The organism is Calidifontimicrobium sp. SYSU G02091 (assembly GCF_022631395.1).
GTDB classification, from domain to species: Bacteria; Pseudomonadota; Gammaproteobacteria; order Burkholderiales; family Burkholderiaceae_C; genus Calidifontimicrobium; species Calidifontimicrobium sediminis.
In genome coordinates, this window is the sequence record NZ_JALBGB010000014.1 from 1 (window position 1) to 20,130 (window position 20,130).

Annotated in this window: 18 protein-coding genes and 1 pseudogene; 9 read left to right on the forward strand and 10 right to left on the reverse strand. The window is 72.1% G+C overall.

Features of this window, described 5'->3' with window-relative positions:
* A partial coding sequence (locus tag MOJ79_RS10090) for a hypothetical protein (RefSeq protein WP_241924049.1) occupies positions 1-533 on the forward strand: 533 nt, incomplete at its 5' end.
* Here MOJ79_RS10090 and MOJ79_RS10095 read toward each other — a convergent pair.
* Together MOJ79_RS10095 and MOJ79_RS10100 are read right to left on the reverse strand one after the other, a co-directional pair.
* A complete protein-coding gene (locus MOJ79_RS10095; RefSeq protein WP_241924050.1) occupies positions 515-1,276 on the reverse strand; it encodes an ABC transporter permease in 762 nt (253 codons plus the stop codon). The two genes, MOJ79_RS10090 and MOJ79_RS10095, sit on opposite strands and share 19 nt — an antisense overlap.
* A complete protein-coding gene (locus MOJ79_RS10100) occupies positions 1,273-2,190 on the reverse strand; it encodes an ABC transporter ATP-binding protein (protein ID WP_241924051.1) in 918 nt (305 codons plus the stop codon). The genes MOJ79_RS10095 and MOJ79_RS10100 overlap by 4 nt, the downstream gene beginning before the upstream one ends.
* 71 nt (positions 2,191-2,261) lie before the next feature.
* Here MOJ79_RS10100 and MOJ79_RS10105 point away from each other — a divergent pair, with 71 nt between their 5' ends.
* Complete coding sequence (locus tag MOJ79_RS10105; RefSeq protein ID WP_241924052.1) at positions 2,262-2,930, forward strand: TetR/AcrR family transcriptional regulator; 669 nt, start codon at positions 2,262-2,264, stop codon at positions 2,928-2,930.
* Between the two features lie 48 nt (positions 2,931-2,978).
* Positions 2,979-3,752, forward strand: coding sequence for a hypothetical protein (locus MOJ79_RS10110; protein WP_241924053.1), 774 nt, complete (start codon positions 2,979-2,981; stop codon positions 3,750-3,752).
* Between the two features lie 6 nt (positions 3,753-3,758).
* On the opposite strand, the gene MOJ79_RS10115 is transcribed toward MOJ79_RS10110, so the two are convergent.
* The 3 genes from MOJ79_RS10115 to MOJ79_RS10125 are packed head-to-tail and all read right to left on the reverse strand — an operon-like array spanning position 3,759 to position 8,555.
* A complete protein-coding gene (locus MOJ79_RS10115) occupies positions 3,759-5,360 on the reverse strand; it encodes an indolepyruvate oxidoreductase subunit beta family protein (protein ID WP_241924054.1) in 1,602 nt (533 codons plus the stop codon).
* 4 nt (positions 5,361-5,364) lie between these two features.
* The gene (locus tag MOJ79_RS10120) at positions 5,365-6,354 is read right to left on the reverse strand and encodes a Bug family tripartite tricarboxylate transporter substrate binding protein (RefSeq protein ID WP_119291521.1); all 990 of its coding nucleotides are present in this window, start codon (positions 6,352-6,354) and stop codon (positions 5,365-5,367) included.
* A gap of 41 nt (positions 6,355-6,395) precedes the next feature.
* Positions 6,396-8,555 (reverse strand): thiamine pyrophosphate-dependent enzyme, encoded by a 2,160-nt coding sequence (locus MOJ79_RS10125; RefSeq protein WP_241924055.1) that lies wholly within the window; start codon positions 8,553-8,555, stop codon positions 6,396-6,398.
* Between the two features lie 91 nt (positions 8,556-8,646).
* Between MOJ79_RS10125 and MOJ79_RS10130 the strand changes: the two are divergent.
* Positions 8,647-9,456: pseudogene (locus tag MOJ79_RS10130) on the forward strand (LysR family transcriptional regulator); the annotation flags it as partial.
* Here the strand turns inward: MOJ79_RS10130 and MOJ79_RS10135 are convergent.
* Positions 9,443-10,996, reverse strand: coding sequence for a wax ester/triacylglycerol synthase family O-acyltransferase (locus MOJ79_RS10135; RefSeq protein WP_336606322.1), 1,554 nt, complete (start codon positions 10,994-10,996; stop codon positions 9,443-9,445). The pseudogene MOJ79_RS10130 and the gene MOJ79_RS10135 sit on opposite strands and share 14 nt — an antisense overlap.
* 90 nt (positions 10,997-11,086) lie before the next feature.
* On the opposite strand from MOJ79_RS10135, the gene MOJ79_RS10140 reads away from it, so the two are divergent.
* Entirely contained in the window at positions 11,087-11,341 is a 255-nt protein-coding gene (locus tag MOJ79_RS10140) for an acyl-CoA-binding protein (protein WP_241924057.1), read from the forward strand.
* Positions 11,342-11,372: 31 nt separating this feature from the next.
* Here MOJ79_RS10140 and MOJ79_RS10145 read toward each other — a convergent pair whose 3' ends face one another.
* From MOJ79_RS10145 to MOJ79_RS10160, 4 genes are read right to left on the reverse strand one after another with little or no spacing between them, the layout of a single operon-like run.
* Positions 11,373-11,762 carry a polyhydroxyalkanoic acid system family protein gene (locus MOJ79_RS10145; RefSeq protein ID WP_241924058.1) on the reverse strand — a complete coding sequence of 130 codons (390 nt, stop codon included), beginning with the start codon at positions 11,760-11,762 and terminating at the stop codon, positions 11,373-11,375.
* 20 nt (positions 11,763-11,782) lie between these two features.
* Positions 11,783-12,907, reverse strand: coding sequence for an aminopeptidase (locus tag MOJ79_RS10150; protein ID WP_442863107.1), 1,125 nt, complete (start codon positions 12,905-12,907; stop codon positions 11,783-11,785).
* The gene (locus tag MOJ79_RS10155; protein WP_241924059.1) at positions 12,904-14,958 is read right to left on the reverse strand and encodes a molybdopterin-containing oxidoreductase family protein; all 2,055 of its coding nucleotides are present in this window, start codon (positions 14,956-14,958) and stop codon (positions 12,904-12,906) included. The genes MOJ79_RS10150 and MOJ79_RS10155 overlap by 4 nt, the downstream gene beginning before the upstream one ends.
* A gap of 2 nt (positions 14,959-14,960) precedes the next feature.
* A complete protein-coding gene (locus MOJ79_RS10160) occupies positions 14,961-15,539 on the reverse strand; it encodes a hypothetical protein (protein ID WP_241924060.1) in 579 nt (192 codons plus the stop codon).
* A gap of 116 nt (positions 15,540-15,655) precedes the next feature.
* Between MOJ79_RS10160 and MOJ79_RS10165 the strand changes: the two genes are divergently transcribed.
* The 4 genes from MOJ79_RS10165 (at position 15,656) to MOJ79_RS10180 (ending at position 20,108) form a co-directional block, all read left to right on the forward strand.
* A complete protein-coding gene (locus tag MOJ79_RS10165) occupies positions 15,656-16,864 on the forward strand; it encodes a M20 aminoacylase family protein (protein WP_241924061.1) in 1,209 nt (402 codons plus the stop codon).
* Between the two features lie 10 nt (positions 16,865-16,874).
* Positions 16,875-17,963, forward strand: coding sequence for a M14 family metallopeptidase (locus MOJ79_RS10170; protein ID WP_241924062.1), 1,089 nt, complete (start codon positions 16,875-16,877; stop codon positions 17,961-17,963).
* Positions 17,964-18,099: 136 nt separating this feature from the next.
* Positions 18,100-18,879 carry a GntR family transcriptional regulator gene (locus MOJ79_RS10175; RefSeq protein ID WP_241924063.1) on the forward strand — a complete coding sequence of 260 codons (780 nt, stop codon included), beginning with the start codon at positions 18,100-18,102 and terminating at the stop codon, positions 18,877-18,879.
* Positions 18,880-18,908: 29 nt separating this feature from the next.
* Positions 18,909-20,108: an ABC transporter substrate-binding protein gene (locus MOJ79_RS10180; protein WP_241924064.1), complete on the forward strand. Its 1,200-nt coding sequence runs from the start codon at positions 18,909-18,911 to the stop codon at positions 20,106-20,108.
* Positions 20,109-20,130 lie beyond the last annotated feature (22 nt).

Genomic DNA, 20,130 nt, shown 5'->3' on the forward strand with positions numbered 1-20,130 from the left:
CGCAGGCCCCCGCGGCCGCGCGGCGGGCGTTGCAGGCCGAGGCACGCGCCGTGGCGCGCAGCCCCGACGTCGCGCTGCGCGGGCTGCTGCTGCGGCACCGGCTGCGCGCGCGGGCGCTGCCGTTCGCGGCACCGAACGCGCGCAACACGCTGTCCGCCCGCCACCGCGACGCCGCCCTCGCGACGCAGTGGCTCGCCGACGTGATCGCCGCCAGCGCTGGCGGCGACACCGCGCGCACCGCCGCGTGGGCGAGGCGCGCGCGCCGTGCGATGGGCCTGGCCGACCTCGCCGTGCCTGCGGTGACGCCGCGCGCCGTGGCGCCTACGCTGGTGCGTCTGCAGCGGCTGGCGGCGCTGCAGCGCCCGTTACCGGTGCGCGCATGGGTGCAGGCGTGGGCCGACGACACGGCGCTGGCCACCAGCGACGACGCCGCGGCCGTGCTCGCGGCGGCAGCGTACCTGCTCGACGTGCCGCTGCCGCCGGCGCTCGCCGCGTGCGTGCCCGACCTCGGCGCCTACTGGCGCAGCTTGTAGCCGCTGGCGAGCAGCCGCAGCGTGATCGCCGCGACCGCGGCGAACGCGACGCCGACCACCGCGAGGCTGATCCACGGCGACACGTCGCTCGCGCCGAAGAACCCGGCGCGGAAGCCGTCGACCATGTAGAAGAACGGGTTCAGGTGGCTGACCTCGAGCCAGAACGGCGGCAGCCCGTGCACCGAATAGAACACGCCGGCGAGGAAGGTCAGCGGCATCACGATGAAGTTCTGGAACGCCGCCATCTGGTCGAACTTCTCGGCCCACAGCCCGGCGATGACCCCCAGCGAGCCCATCAGCGCGGCGCCGAGCGCCGCGAAGACGACGATCCACCCCGGCTGCTCGAAGCGCATCGGCGCGAACCACACCGTGACGGCGAACACGCCGGCGCCGACGATCAGCCCGCGCACCATCGACGCGCCGACGTAGGCCACGTACCAGGCCCAGTGCGACAGCGGCGTGACGAGCAGGAACACGATGTTGCCGGTGATCTTGCTCTGGATCAGGCTCGACGAGCTGTTCGCGAACGCGTTCTGCAGCACGCTCATCATCACGAGCCCCGGGATCAGGAAGCTCGTGTAGCCCACGCCCGGGAAGACCTCGACGCGGTCCTCGAGCACGTGGCCGAAGATCAGCAGGTACAGCACCGCGGTGAGCACCGGCGCGGCGATCGTCTGGAAGCTGACCTTCCAGAAGCGCAGCACCTCCTTGTAGAACAGCGTCGTCGCGCCTTCGAGCTTCATCGCGTCGTCGTGTGGGCCGATTGCATGATCTCGAGGAACACGTCCTCGAGGTCGGCGCGGCCGATCTCGAGGTCCTCGACGCGCACGCCGGCCTCGCGCAGCCGCGCGAGGATGCGCTCGACCTCGGCGGCGTCGTGTGCGCTGACCTGCGCGATGCGCCCCGTCACGCGCGCGTGCGCGGCGACGTCGGGCGGCAGCGCGTCGTCGGTCTTGAAGCGCAGCATCGTGCTCGCGGTGCCGGCCAGCAGCGCGGAGGTGCGGTCGAGCGCGACGATGCGCCCGAGCTTGAGCATCGCGATGCGAGCGCACAGCGCCTCGGCCTCCTCGAGGTAGTGCGTCGTCAGCAGCACCGTGTGGCCGGCCTTGTTCAGCCGCGCGACGAACTGCCACAGCGTCTGCCGCAGTTCGACGTCGACGCCGGCGGTCGGCTCGTCGAGCACGATCACCGGCGGGCGGTGCACCAGCGCCTGCGCGACCAGCACGCGGCGCTTCATGCCGCCCGAGAGCTGCCGCATGTTCGCGCCAGCCTTGTCCGCGAGGCCCAGCCCCTCGAGCAGCTCGTCGATCCACGCGTCGTTGCCGCGCACGCCGAAATAGCCGCTTTGGATGCGCAGCGTCTCGCGCACGCTGAAGAACGGGTCGAACACCAGTTCCTGCGGCACGATGCCCAGCGCCTTGCGCGCCGCGGCGTAGTCGGCGACGACGTCGTGGCCCATCACGGTGACGCGGCCCTCGGTCGCGCGCGCCAGCCCGGCGAGGATCGAGATCAGCGTCGTCTTGCCGGCGCCGTTGGGCCCGAGCAGTCCGAAGAACTCGCCGCGCTCGATGTCGAACGTGACGTCGTCGAGCGCCCGCAGCGGGCCGCGCGCGCCGCGATACACCTTGCTGACGTGCTGGAAGCTGATCGCGGGCATGGGGCGCGGATTCTAGGCCGGCGCCGCACCCGCGCCGGGCGCGCACGCCGATGCGCCAGAATCGGCGCACCATGCCGTCGCCAAAGCCCGCGAAGCCACCGCGCCGCACCGCAGAGCGCATCCTCGACGTCACGCTCGGCCTGTTCAACCGCTTCGGCGAACCCAACGTCAGCACGACGCTGATCTCGGCCGAACTGAACATCAGCCCGGGCAACCTGTACTACCACTACCCGGCCAAGGACGAGCTGATCAACGCGCTGTTCGCGCGCTACCAGAAGGCGCTCGCCGAACTGCTGCGCGCCGCCGACGACGTGCGCCACGTCGAGGACGCGTGGCTGTTCTTCCACATGCTGTTCGAGCTGATCTGGCAGTACCGCTTCCTTTACCGCGACCTCAACGACCTGCTGTCGAAGAACCGCCGGCTCGAGACGCAGTTCCAGGGCGTGCTCAAGGACAAGGGCCGCGCGGTGCGCGCGGTGCTCGACGGGCTGGCGCGCGGCAGCGCGGTGCGCATCGGCGCGCGCGAGGCCGAGCCGGTGGCCACCGCGATGGTCGTCGTGCTGACCTACTGGCTGAGTTACGAATACGTGCGCGACCCGCGCCACGCGCTCGAGCCCGACGCCGCCGGCGCGGCGCTCGCGCGTGGCGCCTACCACGTGCTGAGCCTGCTCGCGCCGTACCTGGAGCCGGCCGCTGCCGAGCACCTGCACACGCTCGCCGGCCCCTACCGCACGAGCTGAGCGACGGCGCGCCGCAGCCCCGAGAACGCCAACGACGAGGAGACGACGATGGCCAAGTGGACCCCCTTCCCGTACGACGCCAGCGCGTACCGCTACGACCCCGCGGCGCTGAAGAAGCACTGGCCGCGGCTGCACGCCGGCGACGTCGAGCCGTGGCCGAAGGACGAGGCGGTGCAGGCCGCGTGGGCGCTGTTTCACGCCGGCGAGTTCCAGAAGGCCTACGAAGCGGGCCTGAAGGCCGGTGGCGCCGGCCTCACGGTGGCCAACAAGGCGCAGTGCATCTACGCGAACTACCTCGAGAAGAGCGAGAAGACCAAGCTCGCGATGTTCCTCGAGGCGGCCGAGCGCGCCGAGAAGCAGCAGGCCGCCGAGCCGAAGAACCCCAACGCGTGGTACTGGCAGGCCTACGCGCTCGGCCGCTACGGCCAGGGCATCAGCGTCGCGAAGGCGCTCGCACAGGGTTTGGGTGCCAAGGTCAAGCACGCGCTCGAGACGACGATCGAGCTCGCGCCGAAGCACGCCGACGCACACATCGCGCTCGGCGCGTTCCACGCCGAGGTGATCGACAAGGTCGGCAAGCTGATCGGCCGCACGCAGGGCGCCGACGCGGCGACCGGGCTGAAGATGTACCGCGAGGCACTCAAGCTCAACCCGAGGAGCGCGATCGCGAGGGTCGAGTACGCCAACGGCCTCGTGATGCTCGAGGGCGAGAAGAAGCTCAAGGAGGCCGAGAAGCTCTACGCCGAGGCCGCCGCGTGCGAGCCGATCGACGCGATGGAACGGCTCGACGTCGAGATGGCGCGCGCCGAGCTCGACGACTGACGCCGCTCAGGTCTGCGGCCGCCGCCGGTAGAAGCGCACCGGCTGCGGCTTCGGCGGCCGCGGCGGCGCGCCGTGCGCGACCAGCGCGCGGTCGAGTGCGCGCCCGCCCTCGTCGGCCAGCGCCGCCTCGCGCGCGGCGCGCACGGCGGCGGCGCGCTCGGCAGGCGGCACCGGCCGCGTCGCGAGGTGGTCGACGATGTGCAGCAGGTTCTCCTTGCCGCGCTCGTTCGTGCTGCCGTAGCCCTTGATCAGCCGCCCGCACTGCGCGAGTTCGTGGCCGAGCGCCGCGTGCTCGCGCGCACCATGCTCGACGGCGGCGAGCCAGCGCTCGATCAGCGACTGCTCGAGCGCGAAGCGGCTGCCGCGCCGGCGCTGGCCCTTCAGGGCCGCGACCGTGCGCAGCGCGAGCGCGCCGAGCACGGTGTGCGTGCCGACCTTCAGCGGCAGCGCCCACGGGGCGCGGCCCTGCGCGCGACGGCGCGCGTCCCACGCGAGCAGGCGGTCGGCCAGCGGCTGCGGCAGCAGCGCAGCGAATTCGGGCACGCCGGGCTTGAAGTGGTCGTACACCTTGACGAGTTCGTCGTCGCGGGCACCGACCTCGGCGCGCACGCGCTGCGCCCGTGCGGCGCGCAGCTTCAGATGCGCGACGCGCACGATGTCGTCGAACGCCATCCACAGCGCGAGCCAGCGCGCCGCCTCGCGCGTCGTCGCGTGGCCGAGCGCCGCGCCGGGGTCGCCGGCGCGTTCGGCATCGAGCACGCGCGCGAGCCGCTGCACGTACAGCGCCGCGTAGCGCGCGTCCTGGTAGTCGACGAGGCGCGCGTGCCCGAGCGCGAGCACGTCGTGCACCGCGGCCGGGAACGCGTCGCGCACCGCCACCGGCAGCGCAGGCGCGCCGTCGCGGGCCTTGGCGCCGGCGGCGGCAGTCACCGCCTGCAGCGCCTGCTCGGCCTGTGCGCGCTGGCGCCGACTCGCTGCAACGCGCTCATAGGCCCGCGCGAAGCCGGCCAGGCTCGCGTCGACGCCGCGGCCGCTGCGGCGGATCGTCGCTTCGTAGGCCTCGCGCGCGAACGGCAGCACGCCCGATGCGGCGATCGCACCGAGCAGCACCGCGCTGATCACGGTGCCCGTCTCGCGCGCCAGCGCGCTCATGTCGAACACCTCGGCCGCACGCGCGTGACGCTGCAGCGTCGCCAGCAGCGCGGCGTCGCCGACGCGGCCGTCGCCGGGCTGCATCTTCTCGGCCACCGTCAGCGCGCGCGACGACGACGAGATCACCGTCGTGCGCTCAGCGCTGGCCATGCCCAGGCCGATCTGGCGCACCGTCTCGAGGAGTTCCGACGACACCAGCAGGTCGATCGCGCCGGGCACCGGGTTCAGGCTGAACACCGGCCGGCGGCCGCCGAGCGCGGCGTCGGGCTCGGGGTGGACCTCGAGGTAGTACGTCGTCGCGCCGGTGCGCTGCGCGACGCCGGGGATCGACGTGCTCTGCGCGCTGTGGCCGCAGGCCAGCGCGGTGTCGAACAGCCACTGCGACAGCACGCCGCCGCCCTCGCCGCCGAGCGCGCAGACGAGGATCGTGATCGGGCGCGAGTCGGTGCCAGGCATGGCGTCACTCTGCTTTGATGCCCGCGTCCTGGATGAACTTGCCGAAGCGCGCGCGGTCGGCGTTCTGGCGCTCGATGAAGGCCTGCCGCGTCAGCGCGAGCGGCTCGCCGCCGATGCCCTTGATGACCTCCTGCACCTTCGCGCTCGCCACCGCCTTGTTGACCTCGTCGTGCAGCCGCGCGACCAGCGCGGCCGGCGTGCCGCCCGGCGCGTAGATGCCGAACACGGTGTCGGCGTCGAAGCCGGGGAAGCCCGACTCGGCCAGCGTCGGCGTGTTCGGCAGCTGCGACGCGCGCTGCGGGCTGCCGACGGCGAGCAGCCTGAGCTTGCCCTCGGCGGCGTGCTTCAGGCCCGGGCCGGGGTCGAACATGAACTGCACCTGGCCGGCGAGCAGGTCGGTGAGCGCCGGCGCGGCGCCGCGGTACGGCACGTGCGTGGCCTGGATGCCGGCCTGGCGCGTGAACATCTCGGCGGCCAGGTGCGGCGAGCTGCCCTGGCCCGCCGAGCCGTAGCTGAGCTTGCCCGGGTGGGCCTTCGCGTAGGCGACGAACTCGGCGACGCTGTTCGCCGGCACCGACGGGTGCGCCATCAGGAACACCAGCACGCGCGCGACCGACGCGACGGGCACGAGGTCCTTCTCGGCGTCGAACGGCATCTGCCGGTACAGGAACGGGTTGACCGTCATCGCGCCGCCGCTGCTCATCAGCAGCGTGTAGCCGTCGGCCGGCGACTTGGCCACCGCCTCGGCGCCGATGTTGCCGTTGGCGCCGGGCCGGTTCTCGACGATGACCTGCTGCTTCAGCGACTCGCCCATCGCCTGCGCGACGGCGCGGCCGATCACGTCGGCGGCGCCGCCGGGTGGGAAGTTGACGATCAGCTTCAGTGGCTTGTCGGGGAAGGTCTGCGCCGCGGCCGGCAGGGCGGCGCCGGCCAGCGCCAGCGCCATGCCCAGCGCCAGCGCGCCGCGGCGCGACAGGGGTGCGGTTCGGGTCATCGTCGTCTCCTTTCGTTCTCTTGTCGATGGGGGTGCGGGGTTCAGGCGGTCTGCAGCGCGCGCACCAGCGGCGCGCGCAGCGCGTGCAGCAGCTTCTCGTGCCACCTCGGGTTTCGCACGACCTCGGCGCGGTAGAACGACGGGCACAGCGTCGCCGCGTGCGCGTTGGCGCCGCACAGCCCACAGCCGACGCAGCCGTCGATCACGGTGGCCACCGGGTCGACCTTCAGCGGGTCGGGGTTGTCCTTCAGCGTCAGCGTCGGGCAGCCCGAGAGGCGGATGCACGCGTGGTCGCCGTTGCACACGTCCTCGTCGACGCCGTACTTGACGCGCTCGACGCGCTCGCCGCGCTTGAGGCGCTGCGCGATCCACGGCCGGATGCGCCGCTGCCGCTCGAGCTGGCACTCGCCCTCGGCGACGATCACCTTCAGCCCCGTGAAGTCGCTCGTCAGCGCCTCCTCGAGCGTGCGGCGCATCGCGTCGACCTCGTAGGTGTGCACGGTGCGCAGCCACTGCACGCCCAGCCCCTTGAGCGTCGTCTCGATCGTCTGGTTCTTGTCGGCCAGGCTCTGGTGCAGCGTGCCGGCGCTGGCCGCGGCGGCCTTGGCCTCGTCGTCGGGCGTGCTGATGATGTCCTGCGTGCCGGTGGCCGACGTGTAGCCGTTCTTCATGATCAGCAGCACCGCGTCGTCGCCGTTGAACAGCGCCGACTGCACCCCGGTCAGCAGCCCGTTGTGCCAGAAGCCGCCGTCGCCCATGACCGCGATCGTGCGGCGCTGCATCATCGGGCTGACGCCGGCGCGGCTGGCCAGGCTCATGCCGTAGCCCAGGATCGAGTGCCCCGAGCTGAACGGCTCGAAGGTCGCGAGCGCGTGGCAGCCGATGTCGGCCGCGACGTGCACCGGCCCGACCTCGGCCTGCGCGAGCTTGAGCGCCGAGAACACCGGCCGCTCGGGGCAGCCGACGCAGAAGCCCGGCGGGCGCGCCGGCAGCGGTCCCATCGCCTTCGCGACGTCGTCGCGCCGCGCGCGGTTGCCGGCCAGCCACGCGCGCGCGGCGGTGAGGTCGACCTGCGGCAGGTGGCGCTCGGCGAACGCGACCAGCCCCTGCGCGATCACCTCGACCGTGTACTCGCCCGCGGCCGGCCACAGGTCCTTGCCGTGCAGCGGCGTGGGCACGTCGGCGCGGCGCAGCGCAGCGACGACGTCCTTCTCGATGTACTCGGGACTGCCCTCCTCGAGCACGCCGACCGCGCGCTTGCCGGCGGCAAACGCGACGACCTCGTCGGGCACGAGCGGAAACGTCACGTTGAGCACGAGCAGCGGCACGCGGCTCGCGCCGAACGCGTCGGCCAGCCCGAGCTGCTGCAGTGCGCGCAGCGTCGCGTTGTACAGCCCCCCCTGCACGATCAGCCCGACGTCGGCGAAGTCGCCCGCGACGTGTTCGTTGAGCCGGTGTTCGGCGATGTAGCGCTGCGCCGCCGGGATGCGCTGCTCGACCTTGAGCTTCTCGTGGCGGAACGTCACCGGCGGGTGCGCGAGGCGCATGTAGTCGAAGCCGGCGGGCTCGTCGATCGGGTGGCGCGTCGACCACGCCGGCGCGACGTTGTCCTTGCACTCGAAGCGCCCGCGCACGTGGCACGCGCGGATGCGCAGCTCGAGGATCGCCGGCATGTTCGACGCCTCCGACAGCGCGAACGCGTGCTCGACCATGCGCACCATCGTCGGCAGGTCGGGGCGCGGGTCGAGCAGCAGCATCGTGCTCTTGAGCGCATAGGCGTGCGTGCGCTCCTGGATCACGCTCGCGCCCTCGCCGTAGTCCTCGCCGACGACGATCAGCGCGCCGCCGACCACCCCCGGCGACGCGAGGTTGGACAGCGCGTCGGCCGCGACATTGGTGCCGACGATCGACTTCCACGTCACGCAGCCGCGCAGCGGGTAGTGCAGGCTCGCGCCGAGCATCGCCGCGGCCGACGCCTCGTTCGCGCAGGCCTCGACGTGCACGCCGAGCGTGTCGACATAGGGCTTGGCCTGCACCATCACGTCGAGCAGGTGCGACACCGGCGCGCCCTGGTAGCCGCCGATGTAGGCCACGCCCGACTGCAGCAGCGCCTTCGTGATCGCGAGGATGCCCTCGCCCTGGAAGGTCTGCCCGGCGCCCTTCTTGAGCTGCTCGATCTCTTCGGTGAACTGGACTTCCACGCCGTGGCCGCCGTGTTGTGCCGAGGCGAGCAATCTAGCCAGCGGCGCGTCATTCGTCCATGCAATGAAATCACTAAGTACGATTCATCCCATGCATCTGCACGAGCTCGACCTGAACCTGCTGCACGTCTTCCGCGCCGTGCACGAGACGCGCAACGTCAGCCGCGCCGCCGAGCGCCTGGGGCTGTCGCAACCGGCGACGAGCCACGCGCTGACGCGGCTGCGGCTCGCGCTGCGCGACCCGCTGTTCGTGCGCGCCCCCGGCGGTGTCGCGCCGACGCGCCGCGCCGAGCGGCTTGCACGCCAGGTCGACGCGGCGCTGCAGCTGCTCGACGCCGCGCTGCACGAGGCCGACGCGTTCGACCCCGCGCGTTCGGTGCGCCGCTTCACGCTGCACATGAGCGACATCGGCGCCGACGAGTTCCTGCCGCAGATCATGGCCGCCGTCGGTGCGCAGGCGCCGGGCGTGCGCGTCGAGGCGGTGCAGATGGAGCCGCAGGCGATCGGCCCCGCGCTCGAGGACGGCCGGCTCGACCTCGCGCTCGGCTACCTGCCGGCGCTCGTGGGCACCGAGCACGCGCCGCTGCTCGAGGAGCGCTACGTCGTGCTGCTGCGCCGCGGCCATCCGCTGGCCAGGCGGCTGACCGACCGTGCCGCACTCGAGCGGCTGGACTTCATCGTCGTCAAGAGCCACGCCGAGCCGGCGCGCGCGCTGCAGATGCTCGGGCTCGAGCCGCGCATCCGGCTCGCGCTGCCGCACTTCATGGTCGTGCCGACGATCCTCGCGGCGACCGACCTCGCGGTGATCCTGCCGCTGCGGCCCGCACAGCGCTTCGCGCAGCGGCACGACCTGCAGGTCGTCGAGCCCGACCTCGGCTTGCCGCCATTCACGGTGTCGATGCACTGGCACTGGCGCGCGCAGCACGACGCCGGCCACCGCTGGCTGCGCGAGATCGCGCTGGCGATGCGCTTCGCGCCGGTGGGCCGTACCCCGGCGAACCGTTCGGTTCGAGCGCCTCGAGCTGATCGCCCCACGGCAGCATCATCGTCACCCACAGCAGCTTCGCGAACTCGGGCGCGAAGCGGTCGATGATCTTCTGCGGCTCGGGGCACAGCTTCTTGTCGGTGATCAGGCCGAACTGCACGCCGCCACCGTAGCTGAGGATCGACACGCCCATGCCGATGTGGCCCGACTGCGGCACCCAGAACATGTTCTGCCGCAGCGTCGAGCCGCAGAACTTCAGCGGCTCGCGCGGGCCCGGCACGTTGGTCATCACGGCGGTCGTCTTCTTCGCGAACAGGCCCGTGACGAGGTCCTGCGCCGGCTTCACGAGCAGCCCCGACGCCGCGAGGATCAGGAACGCCAGCAGCGGCTGGTAGCTGTCCTTGAGCTGGCTCATGCGCGCGTGCACGGCGTACAGCCGCTCGATCGGGTGCTCGATGCCGATTGGCAGCACCAGCGGCACGAGACCGAAGCCGTTGCCCAGTTCGTGCGCCTGCTCGAGCGGGCGCAGGTTGACCGGCACCATCGCGCGGATCTCCTTGCCCGCCGGGTCGTCGCCGACCTCGCGCAGGTACGCGCCGATCGCGCCGGCCACGCACGACAGCAGCACGTCGTTGACGGTGCAGTGCATCGCCTTGGCCACCGCCTTGACGTCGTCGAGCGGCAGCGGCTCGCACCACGCGACGCGCTTGAGGCCGATCGGGTGGCCCTTCAGTCGCGTCGGCGAGTCGTCGGGCATCAGCGCGAGCGACGCCGCGTCGCTGGCGACCTGCAGCGCGACGCGCGCCATGTCGAGCGAGCCGGCCAGCGGCTTGCCCGGGTGCGCGAGCAGGTCGAGCGACCTGGCCACACCCTCGCCGTACAGCCCGATCGCGCGCACCGTCAGGTCGGTCAGCGGGCGCACGACGGTGTCGGCGAGCCAGTCGCCGTCGCGGCCGTTGCCGCGCGGGCGCCGCCGCGGCGGCGCGTGGCCGCCGTCGGTGATCGACAGCAGCACCGACATCAGCGCGATGCCGTCGCCGATGCAGTGGTGGATGCGGATGATGATCGCACTGCCGCCCTCGTAGTCCTCGATCAGGTGCCAGTGCCACAGCGGGTGCTCGCGGTCCAGCGGCGTCGTCGCCAGCTCGGCGGTGCGCTCCTGCAGCGCCTGGCGCTCGCTCTGGCCGCGCCGGCGCGCCAGCCGCTCGCGGCTGACGTGGCGCTCGATGTCGAAATGCTCGTCGTCGACCCACAGGTAGCCCAGCGCGTCCTCGACGACCTTCTGGCGAAATCGCGGGTAGCGCAGCAGCGCGGTGCGCAGCCGCTCGCACACCGCCTCGTACGACACCGCCGGCGCGAGCAGCCACACGCCGACGATCATCATCAGGTTGACGTCGCTGTCCATGCGCAGCCACGCGGTGTCGACGCGCGACATGCGCTCGGCGGCAGAGGACATCGACAGGCTCCTGGAGGCGGTGGTCGTGGGCACGATGCTGGTTAACATCCCGCCCGTCAAGGCCCATTTTCACCGACCAGGAGACGCGCGATGGCCGACCTCAAGTCCCGCTTCGAACAGGCCGTGGCCGACAGCAAGACGCTGCCCGAGCGCCCCGACAACGCGACGCTGCTGAAGATCTACGCGCTGTACAAGCAGGCCACCGAGGGCGATGTCGAGGGCAAGCGTCCCGGCTTCACCGACATGGTCGGCCGCGCGAAGTGGGATGCCTGGAACGAGCAGAAGGGCAAGAGCGCCGAGGCGGCGATGCAGGAGTACATCGACCTGATCGAATCGCTGAAGTAGCCGACCGGCGGCCGCGGCGCACGACGCCTCACTACGCCTTCTTGCGCGCGCCGTTGCCGTTCTTCTTCGCGGCGACCCTCTTCGCCGCACCGTTGCCGGCGCTGGCAGCGGGCGCCCTGGCCAGCGCCTGGCGTGCGCCGAGCAGGTCGTCGAGGTTCTTCTCGATCTCGGTCTCGATCGTCTTGCTGAACGCGCCGAGCAGGAAGCCGAGCTTGGCCTGCAGGTCGAAGTGGTCGGCCGCGACGACGAGCTGGCCCTTGACGCCGCTGCGGCTGAACTCGACGGTGTCGCTGAACTCGCCTTCGACGACCGTGCAGTCCATGCCGAACCGGCGCTCGGCCTCTTCGGCCCACTTCAAGGCGAGTTTGCGCGCCTCGTCCAGGCCCAGGTCGTGCTCGCGGCGGATGCGGATCTCGGACACGTCGACTCCCCCTCTTCCCCCTATTGGGCGGCCGCGCCCCCGGCGGCGGTGGCCACGGCGGCGCGCAGTGTCGCGTGCCGCTCGGCCTTCGGCAAGTCGGCCAGACGGCGCACCTCGGCATAGAAGCGCGCGAAGTCGCCGCCGGCGGCGTCGAACAGACGCTCGAACGCCGGCACGAACTCGTCGTACGCCGCCTGCACGCCCAGCGCCGCGTTGTTGGCGCGCGCAAACCAGCCGTCGTAGCCGGTGAAGCCGCCCCACTCTTCGCGCTTCAGGCGCTCGTGGTCGGCGCGCAGGCGCGCGAACACGTCGGCCTTCGCGGCGCGCATGGCGTCGTCGTCGGCCGCGCTCGCGTACACCGCCTCGAGCTCGCGGCGCGCGGCCAGCGTCAGCGCGCGGAACTGGCGGCGGCGCGCGTCGAACGCGGCGTACTCGTCGCGCGCCGCGGCGCTGGCGTGGCGCTCGAGCCAGCGCGCACCGCCCAGCCGCTCGACGGCGGTCGCGAACGACTCGTTGAACGTCGTGTCGCCGGCGGCGTAGACGACCTGGTGCGCGAGCTCGTGGAAGATCAGCCGCGCCAGCTCCCCCTCGGGCCAGTGGATGAAGGTCGACAGCAGCGGGTCGCCGCCGAGCCACTCGAGCCGGCCCAGCGTCGAGTACGCCGGCACCGCGTAGACCAGCACCTCCCAGCCGTCGGCGCGCAGCTGCGCAGCCAGCGCGTCGGCCGCCGCGCGGTCGTAATAGCCGCGGTAGCCGACGCAGCCGACGACCGGGAAACACCAGGTCTTGAGCGCGAGCGACAGCTCGGGCGCCGCGACGACGTTCCACACCGCCGCGGGGCGCTGCAGGTCGGCAAAGCGGCGGTAGCTGCGGTTGTCGGGCAGCGCCAGCTCGGCGACCGCGAAGTCGCGGATGCGCTGCGCGAGCGCGAGCCGCTCGCGCAGCGCCGGCGGCGTCGCGTCGTCGGCGATCACGTCGGCCACCGGGCGCGCACGGTTGAGCAGGTCGACGTGGCCGCCGACCGCCTGCGCGTAGTAGCCGACGCTGGCGCAGCCGGCCGTCAGGCACGCCGCCGCGAGCGCGACGGCGGCAGCACCGGTGAGCGACAGGCCGGCCACGAGCGCGATCGTCGCGGCGCGCTTCAAGCCGCGGCGGGGGTGTCGACCGCCACCTCGACCAGGCAGTCGTAGAACGTCGGCGCGCGGCCGAGGTCGGTCAGCCGCTGGCTCGTCAGCTCGTTGACGTTGGTGCCGTCGAGCCCGAGCTTGCGCCACCAGATGCCCAGCCCGACGACGACGCCGGGGCGCGCGCGCGTCGTCACCTCGGCGCGGCAGCGGTGCGTGCCGCGGTCGTTGAACACGCGCACGACGGCGCCGCTGGCGATGCCGCGCGGCGCCGCATCGTCGGGGTGGATCTCGAGCGTGGGTTCACCCTCGATCGCGCGCAGGCTCGCGACGTTGACGAAGGTCGAGTTCAGGAAGTGCCGCGCCGGCGGCGAGATCATCGCCAGCGGGTAGCGCGCCGCGAGCTCCGGGGCGGCTTCGGCGCACTCGTGGTTCGGCACGAAGTCGGGCACGCCCAGCCCCGGCGCGTCGACCACCGCCTTGCCCGACGGCGTGCGAAAGCCGCCGTCGGCGAACGGCGCGTCGGGCAGCGGCAGGCTCGCCCAGCCGCGCACGCGCAGCCCGTCGAGGTCGATGCCCTTGAGCGCCTGGCGCAGCAAGGCTTCGTCGTCTTCGGCGAAGCAGGGCTCGGCAAAGCCCATGCGCGCGGCGAGTTCGCGGAAGATCTGCGTGTTGGGCTTCGCCTCGCCGAGCGGAGCGATCGCCGGCTCGTTGATCAGCACGTCGGTGTGGCCGTAGCTGGTGTGCACGTCGAGGTGCTCGAGCTGCGTCGTGGCCGGCAGCACGATGTCGGCAAAGTCTGCCGTGTCGGTCTGGAACTGCTCGAGCACGACGGTGAACAGGTCCTCGCGCGCGAAACCGGCCACGACCTTGCGCGACTCGGGCGCGACCGCGACCGGGTTGCTGTTGTAGACGACGAGCGCGTCGATGCGCGGGCCGAACGCGCCGCCACCGGGGTGCAGCAGCGCGTCGCCGATCGTGCTCATGTTGACGGTGCGCGGCCGCCGGCCCGCGAGGAGGTCGGGCCGCTGCAGCGCGGCGTCGTCGCGGAACGGCGCGGCCCAGCCCGAGCTCGACAGCAGCAGGCCGCCGGCTGCATGGCGCCACGCGCCGACGAGGCAAGGCAGCAGCGCGACGAGCCGCACCGCGTTGCCGCCGCCGGCCACACGCTGCATGCCGTAGTTCAGGCGGATCGCCGCCGGCTGCGTCGTGCCGTAGTCGCGCGCGAGCTCGCGGATGTCGTCGGCCGGTACGCCGCACACGGCCGCGGCGCGCTCGGGCGGCCACGGCCGCGCGCGCTCGGCGAGCTTGTCGAACCCGTCGACGTGGCGGTCGATGTAGTCGTGGTCGAGCCAGCCGTGCGCGATCAGCTCGTGCATCAGCGCCAGCGCCAGCGCGCCGTCGGTGCCGGGGCGCAGCGCGAGGTGGCGGTGGCACTTGTCGGCCGTCTCGGTGCGCCGTGGGTCGATGCACCACAGCTTGGCGCCGGCGCGCTTGGCCTGCTGCGCGAGCGTCCAGAAGTGCAGGTTCGACGCGATGCTGTGGCTGCCCCAGATCAGGATCAGCTTCGACTGCGCGAAGAAGCGCAGGTGCATGCCGAGCTTGCCGCCGTAGGTCGCGGCCAGCGCCTCGCCGCCGGCGCTGGCGCAGATCGTGCGGTCCAGCCGGCTGGCGCCCAGGCGGTGGAAGAAGCGCGCCGCCATCGACTCGCCCTGCAGCAGCCCCATCGTGCCGGCATAGCTGTACGGCACGACGGCCTGTGCGTCGCGCGCGGCGATGGCTTTCAGCCGCGCCGCGACGGTGTCCAGCGCCTCGTCCCACGAGATGCGCGCGAAGCGCCCCTCGCCCTTGCGGCCGACGCGCTTCATCGGGTGCAGCAGCCGGTCCGGGTGGTGCGTGCGTTCGGCGTAGCGGCTGACCTTGGTGCAGAGGACCCCGCCGGTCGGCGGGTGGTCGGCCGCACCCTGCACGCGCACCGCGCGGCCGCCCTGGACCGTCACGACGAGCGCGCAGGTGTCGGGGCAGTCGTGCGGGCAGGCGCCGCGCACCACGCGCATGGCTTCGGCATTCATCGTCAGACCAGCCGCAGCGACTGCAGCTCGTAGACGAGCTCGCTCGTGCCCTGCGCCGAACGGCTCTTCTCGACGCCGCGCACCGAGCGCTTGGCGCGCGGGGCGTACCAGTAGACAGTGTCGATGCGCACGCCGCCGGCCAGGTGCACGGCCTCGATGCGCCACGCGTCGAAACGTCCGGCCGGCACCTCGACGGCTTCCGGGCCGACGACGCGCGCGTCGACCTCGACGATGCGGTGCCCCGGCTCGCCGTCCTGGCGCTGCTCGACGGCGGCCTTCCAGCGCCGCCCCGGCTCGAGCGGGAAGCGAAACAGCGGGAACGCCGGCGTGTAGCGCATCGACTCGCCGGGCATCAGCTCGCGCGCGACGCGGTTGAACTCGGCGTCGAACACCTGCATGAGCCACGGGTCGTCGCTGCCGGCCTTGCGCACCGCGATGGTCCAGCCGCCGTCGGGGCGCAGCTCGCGCACGACGTGGTCGAGGACCAGCGGCGACGCACCGCCGACCACGCGCGTCGCGAACTGCCATTGGTCACCCAGCCGCGGCTGCGGCCGCTCGGCAGCGGAGGGGATCTGCGTCATCGCGGGACTCCTGCGAACCGGCGACCAGTTTAGGCCGACGCGACGGGGGACATCGGCGCGCGGGGTTCATGCCCGCGGCAGCCCCCGCGTAAGATCGACCGCGCAGGAGACACGCCATGCAACTCATCGAATCGATCCTCGCCGACGCGGCCGCGATCACCGCGATCCGCCGCGACATCCACGCCCACCCCGAGCTGTGCTTCGAGGAGCGCCGCACCGCCGACGTGATCGCGAAGGCGCTGACCGACTGGGGCATCCCGATCCACCGCGGACTCGGCACGACCGGCGTCGTCGGCATCGTGAAGAACGGCACGTCGAACCGCGCCGTCGGGCTGCGCGCCGACATCGATGCGCTGCCGATGACCGAGCACAACACCTTCGCGCACGCGAGCAAGCACCCTGGCAAGATGCACGCCTGCGGACACGACGGCCACACCGCGATGCTGCTGGCCGCCGCGCGGCACCTCGCGCGGCACCGCGACTTCGACGGCACCGTCTACCTGATCTTCCAGCCGGCCGAGGAAGGCGGCGGCGGCGCGCGCGAGATGATCAAAGACGGCCTGTTCGACAAGTTCCCGATGGAAGCCGTCTTCGGCATGCACAACTGGCCGGGCCTGAAGGTGGGCCAGTTCGCGGTGTGCGACGGCCCCGCGATGGCGTCGAGCAACGAGTTCCGCATCACGGTCACCGGCCGCGGCGCACACGCGGCGCTGCCGCACAACGGCATCGACCCGGTGCCGGTGGCGTGCCAGATGGTGCAGGCGTTCCAGACCATCGTCACGCGCAACAAGAAGCCGACCGACGCCGCCGTGATCTCGGTGACGATGATCCACGCCGGCGAGGCGACCAACGTCGTGCCCGACCGCTGCGAGATCCAGGGCACGGTGCGCACCTTCACCCTTGAAGTGCTCGACCTGATCGAGCGGCGCATGAAGGAGATCGCCGAGCACACCTGTGCCGCGTTCGGCGCCGAGTGCCGCTTCGAGTTCCGCCGCAACTACCCGCCGACGATCAACCACAAGGCCGAGGCCGACTTCGTGCGCGGCGTGATGCGCGACGTCGTCGGGCCCGAGAACACGCTCGAGTTCGAGCCGACGATGGGCGCCGAGGACTTCAGCTACTTCCTGCTCGAGAAGCCCGGCGCGTACTTCGTGATCGGCAACGGCGACGGCGCACACCGCGAGGCCTACAGCGACCACGTGCACGGCCTGGGCCCGTGCACGCTGCACAACCCGCACTACGACTTCAACGACGAGCTGATCCCGCTCGGCGCGACGCTGTGGGTGCGGCTGGCCGAGAAGTGGCTCGCGACGCCGCGCGGCTGACGTGGCGGCGATGGACGCGAGCCGCTTCTTCGCGCAGAGCTACGCCGAGGCGCGACGCAAGTTCCTCGCCGCCGCCGAGGACGCGGGGCTCGAGGTGCATAGCCGCATGCACCCGCTGCGCGGCCGCGACGGCGAGGCGCTGGCGCTCGACGTCGCGCGCTTCGGCGCGCACGACGCGCCGGCGCTGCTGATCGTCAGCAGCGGCTGCCACGGCGTCGAGGGCTTCTGCGGCTCGGGCGTGCAAGGCGCGCTGCTCGCCGACGCGTCGTTCCACGCCGCGGCGCAGCGCGCGGGCGTTGCGGTGCTGTACCTGCACGCGCTGAACCCGTGGGGCTTCTCGTGGTGGCGGCGCACGACGCACGAAAACGTCGACCTGAACCGCAACTTCCACGACTTCCACCGCCCGCTGCCGCGCAACGAGGCGTACGACCGGCTCGCGCACCTGATCGTGCCGCCGACCTGGCCGCCCGCGCCCGAGGTGCAGGCCGAGCTGATGGCTTACGCGGCGCAGCACGGCGAGCGCGCACTGCAGGCCGCCGTGACCGGCGGCCAGTACGACCACCCGCAGGGCCTGTTCTATGGCGGGCGCGCGCCGACCTGGAGCCACGTGACGCTGCGCCACGTGCTGCAGGAGCAGGCGCAGCGCTGCACACGGCTGGGCTGGATCGACCTGCACACGGGCCTGGGCCCGAGCGGTGTGGGCGAGCGCATCTTCGCCTGCCGCGACGACCCCGCCGCGCTGGCGCGCGCACGCGCGTGGTGGGGTGATGGTGTGACGTCGATCTACGACGGCAGCTCGACGTCGGCGCTGCTGACCGGGCTGATGTGGCTCGCCGCCTACGACGAGTGCCCGCAGGCCGAGTACACCGGCATCGCACTGGAGTACGGCACCGTGCCGGTGGCCGAAGTGATCGACGCGCTGCGCGCCGACCAGTGGCTCGAGAACCACCCCGAGGTCGAAGACGACGCACTGCGCGCGACGATCAAGCGCCGCGTGCGCGATGCGTTCTACACCGACACCGACGCCTGGAAGCGGCGCGTCGTCGAGCAGGGGCTCGACGCGGCGCACCAGGCCGTGGCCGGCCTGTCGGGGCGCTGAACGCGCACCGCTGCCGCGCGGCGCCGCGATACGGCGCCTGTGATGCACGAGCCGCCCGACCCAAGGGCAAACCCGCAGCCAGCCGCTGCATTTGTCCTATTGACAGGACATTAGGACAGTGGTCAGATGCCCGCCGATGGGCACCAGCCTTCCGTTGCCGAAGTACCACCAGATCTACCTGGTGCTGCGCGAGCAGCTGCAGGAGGGTCGCTTCGCCGACGGCCTGCCCGGCGAGCTGGCGCTGGCCGACCAGTTCGGCGTCGCGCGCGTGACGGTGCGCAAGGCGCTCGAGCAGCTCGAGAACGAAGGGCTGATCGAGCGCGCGCCCGGCCGCGGCACGACACCGCGCATGCCGGCGGCTGCCGACGCGCGCGGCGCCGGCGCACGACTCACCGGGCTGCTCGAGAACATCGTCAACATGGGCCTGCGCACGTCGGTCAAGGTGCTGTCGTGCGAGACGCTCGCCGCCGACGACGAGGTCGCCGCCGCGCTGCAGCTCGCGCCTGGCACGCCGGTGCAGAAGGCGGTGCGCGTGCGCTCGACGGCGCAGGGGCCGCTGTCGCTGATCACGACGCACGTGCCGGCCGACCTCGCCGCGGGCTTCGGCCGGCGCGAGCTCGGCCGCAAGCCGCTGCTCGTACTGCTCGAAGCCTCGGGCGTGCGCATCGGCAGCGCGGTGCAGACGATCTCGGCGCAGCTCGCCGACGCAGCCACCGCGCGCCACCTCGACGTGCCGGTCGGCTCGGCGCTGCTGGCCGTCACGCGCCTGGTGCGCGACGAGGCCGAGCGCCCGGTGCAGTGGCTGCACGGCCTGTACCGCCCCGACCGCTACCAGTACCGCATGCAGTTGTCCCGCGTCGGCAGCATCGACGCCAAGCTGTGGGTCAGCACCGAGCTGTCCGCGCAGTTCCATTGACCCCCCACCCTGCCCGAGGAGCGCACACCATGAGCAACCGTCGCCAGTTCCTGCAGCACACCGCCGCCGGGGCCTCCGCCCTCGCGTTCCCGCTGATCGGAGGCGCGCAGCCGCGGCCGGTCAAGGTCGGCATCCTGCACCCGGTCACCGGCGCGCTCGCGTTCTCGGGGCAGCAGTGCCGCGAAGGCGCGCTGCTCGCGATCGAGGACATCAACAAGACCGGCATCAAGTCGCTCGGCGGTGCCAAGCTCGAGGTCATGCTCGGCGACGCGCAGAGCACGCCGCAGGCCGGCGCCGCCGAGGTCGAGAAGATGAACGAGGCGGGCTGCTCGGCGGTCGTCGGCGCGTTCGCCAGCGCGATCTGCCTGGCCACGACGCAGGCCGCGGCCAAGTACAACCTGCCGCACGTCGTCGACGTCGGCGTGGCCGACCAGATCGTCGAGCGCGGCCTGAAGAACACGTTCCGCTTCGGCCCCGGCTACCGCACCTGCGCGCAGGTCGCGGTCAACAACCTGCACGTGCTCAACACGGTGGCGGGCAAGCCGGCCAAGACGGTGATGATCATCCACGAGGAGAGCCTGTTCGGCACCGGCACCGCGAACCTGCTCGCGCGCGAGCTGCCGGGCTTCGGCTTCGAGGTCAAGGAAATCATCAAGCACGCCAACCCGACGCGCGACTTCAACAACATCGTGCTGCGCATGAAGTCGGTGAACCCCGACATCGTGATCCCGGCCAACTACTACAACGAGTACGCGCTGCTCGTGCGCACGATGCAGCAGCAGCGCGTCGTGCCGAAGGCGATCTACAGCGTGCTCGGCGGCGCCGCGTCGAGCTACAAGTTCTTGAAGGAGTTCCCCGACGCGGCCAACGGCATCATCGACTGCAACCACTGGTTCAACCCGAAGAACCCGAAGAGCGCCGCGCTGCGCAAGCGCGTCGAGGCCAAGGGGCTGTTCTTCACCTACGAGGTCTTCATGGCCTACACGGCGACGATGCTGCTCGCCGACGCGATCGAGCGCGCGAAGAGCGCCGACCGCGCCGCGATCATCGACGCGCTCGAGAAGAGCACGTTCGCCGACCACATCATGCCGTACGGGCCGACAAAGTTCGTCAATGGCCAGAACCAGGGCGCGCAGCCGCTGATGACGCAGGTCGTCGGCGGCGACATCAAGGTCATCGTGCCGCGCGAGTACCGCGAGGTGGAGCCGATCTTCCCGCTCAAGAGTTGACCCCCCCGAAGCGGCCTGGCGG

Bases quoted from the DNA above. Each gene is read 5' to 3' on its own strand.
- MOJ79_RS10160 (WP_241924060.1), bottom strand. From the start codon at position 15,539: ATGACGCAGATCCCCTCCGCTGCCGAGCGGCCGCAGCCGCGGCTGGGT.
- MOJ79_RS10170 (WP_241924062.1), top strand. From the start codon at position 16,875: ATGGACGCGAGCCGCTTCTTCGCGCAGAGCTACGCCGAGGCGCGACGC.
- MOJ79_RS10110 (WP_241924053.1), top strand. From the start codon at position 2,979: ATGGCCAAGTGGACCCCCTTCCCGTACGACGCCAGCGCGTACCGCTAC.
- MOJ79_RS10095 (WP_241924050.1), bottom strand. From the start codon at position 1,276: ATGAAGCTCGAAGGCGCGACGACGCTGTTCTACAAGGAGGTGCTGCGC.
- MOJ79_RS10105 (WP_241924052.1), top strand. From the start codon at position 2,262: ATGCCGTCGCCAAAGCCCGCGAAGCCACCGCGCCGCACCGCAGAGCGC.
- MOJ79_RS10120 (WP_119291521.1), bottom strand. From the start codon at position 6,354: ATGACCCGAACCGCACCCCTGTCGCGCCGCGGCGCGCTGGCGCTGGGC.
- MOJ79_RS10155 (WP_241924059.1), bottom strand. From the start codon at position 14,958: ATGAATGCCGAAGCCATGCGCGTGGTGCGCGGCGCCTGCCCGCACGAC.
- MOJ79_RS10165 (WP_241924061.1), top strand. From the start codon at position 15,656: ATGCAACTCATCGAATCGATCCTCGCCGACGCGGCCGCGATCACCGCG.
- MOJ79_RS10135 (WP_336606322.1), bottom strand. From the start codon at position 10,996: ATGTCCTCTGCCGCCGAGCGCATGTCGCGCGTCGACACCGCGTGGCTG.
- MOJ79_RS10140 (WP_241924057.1), top strand. From the start codon at position 11,087: ATGGCCGACCTCAAGTCCCGCTTCGAACAGGCCGTGGCCGACAGCAAG.
- MOJ79_RS10115 (WP_241924054.1), bottom strand. From the start codon at position 5,360: ATGCCTGGCACCGACTCGCGCCCGATCACGATCCTCGTCTGCGCGCTC.
- MOJ79_RS10175 (WP_241924063.1), top strand. From the start codon at position 18,100: ATGGGCACCAGCCTTCCGTTGCCGAAGTACCACCAGATCTACCTGGTG.
- MOJ79_RS10180 (WP_241924064.1), top strand. From the start codon at position 18,909: ATGAGCAACCGTCGCCAGTTCCTGCAGCACACCGCCGCCGGGGCCTCC.
- MOJ79_RS10100 (WP_241924051.1), bottom strand. From the start codon at position 2,190: ATGCCCGCGATCAGCTTCCAGCACGTCAGCAAGGTGTATCGCGGCGCG.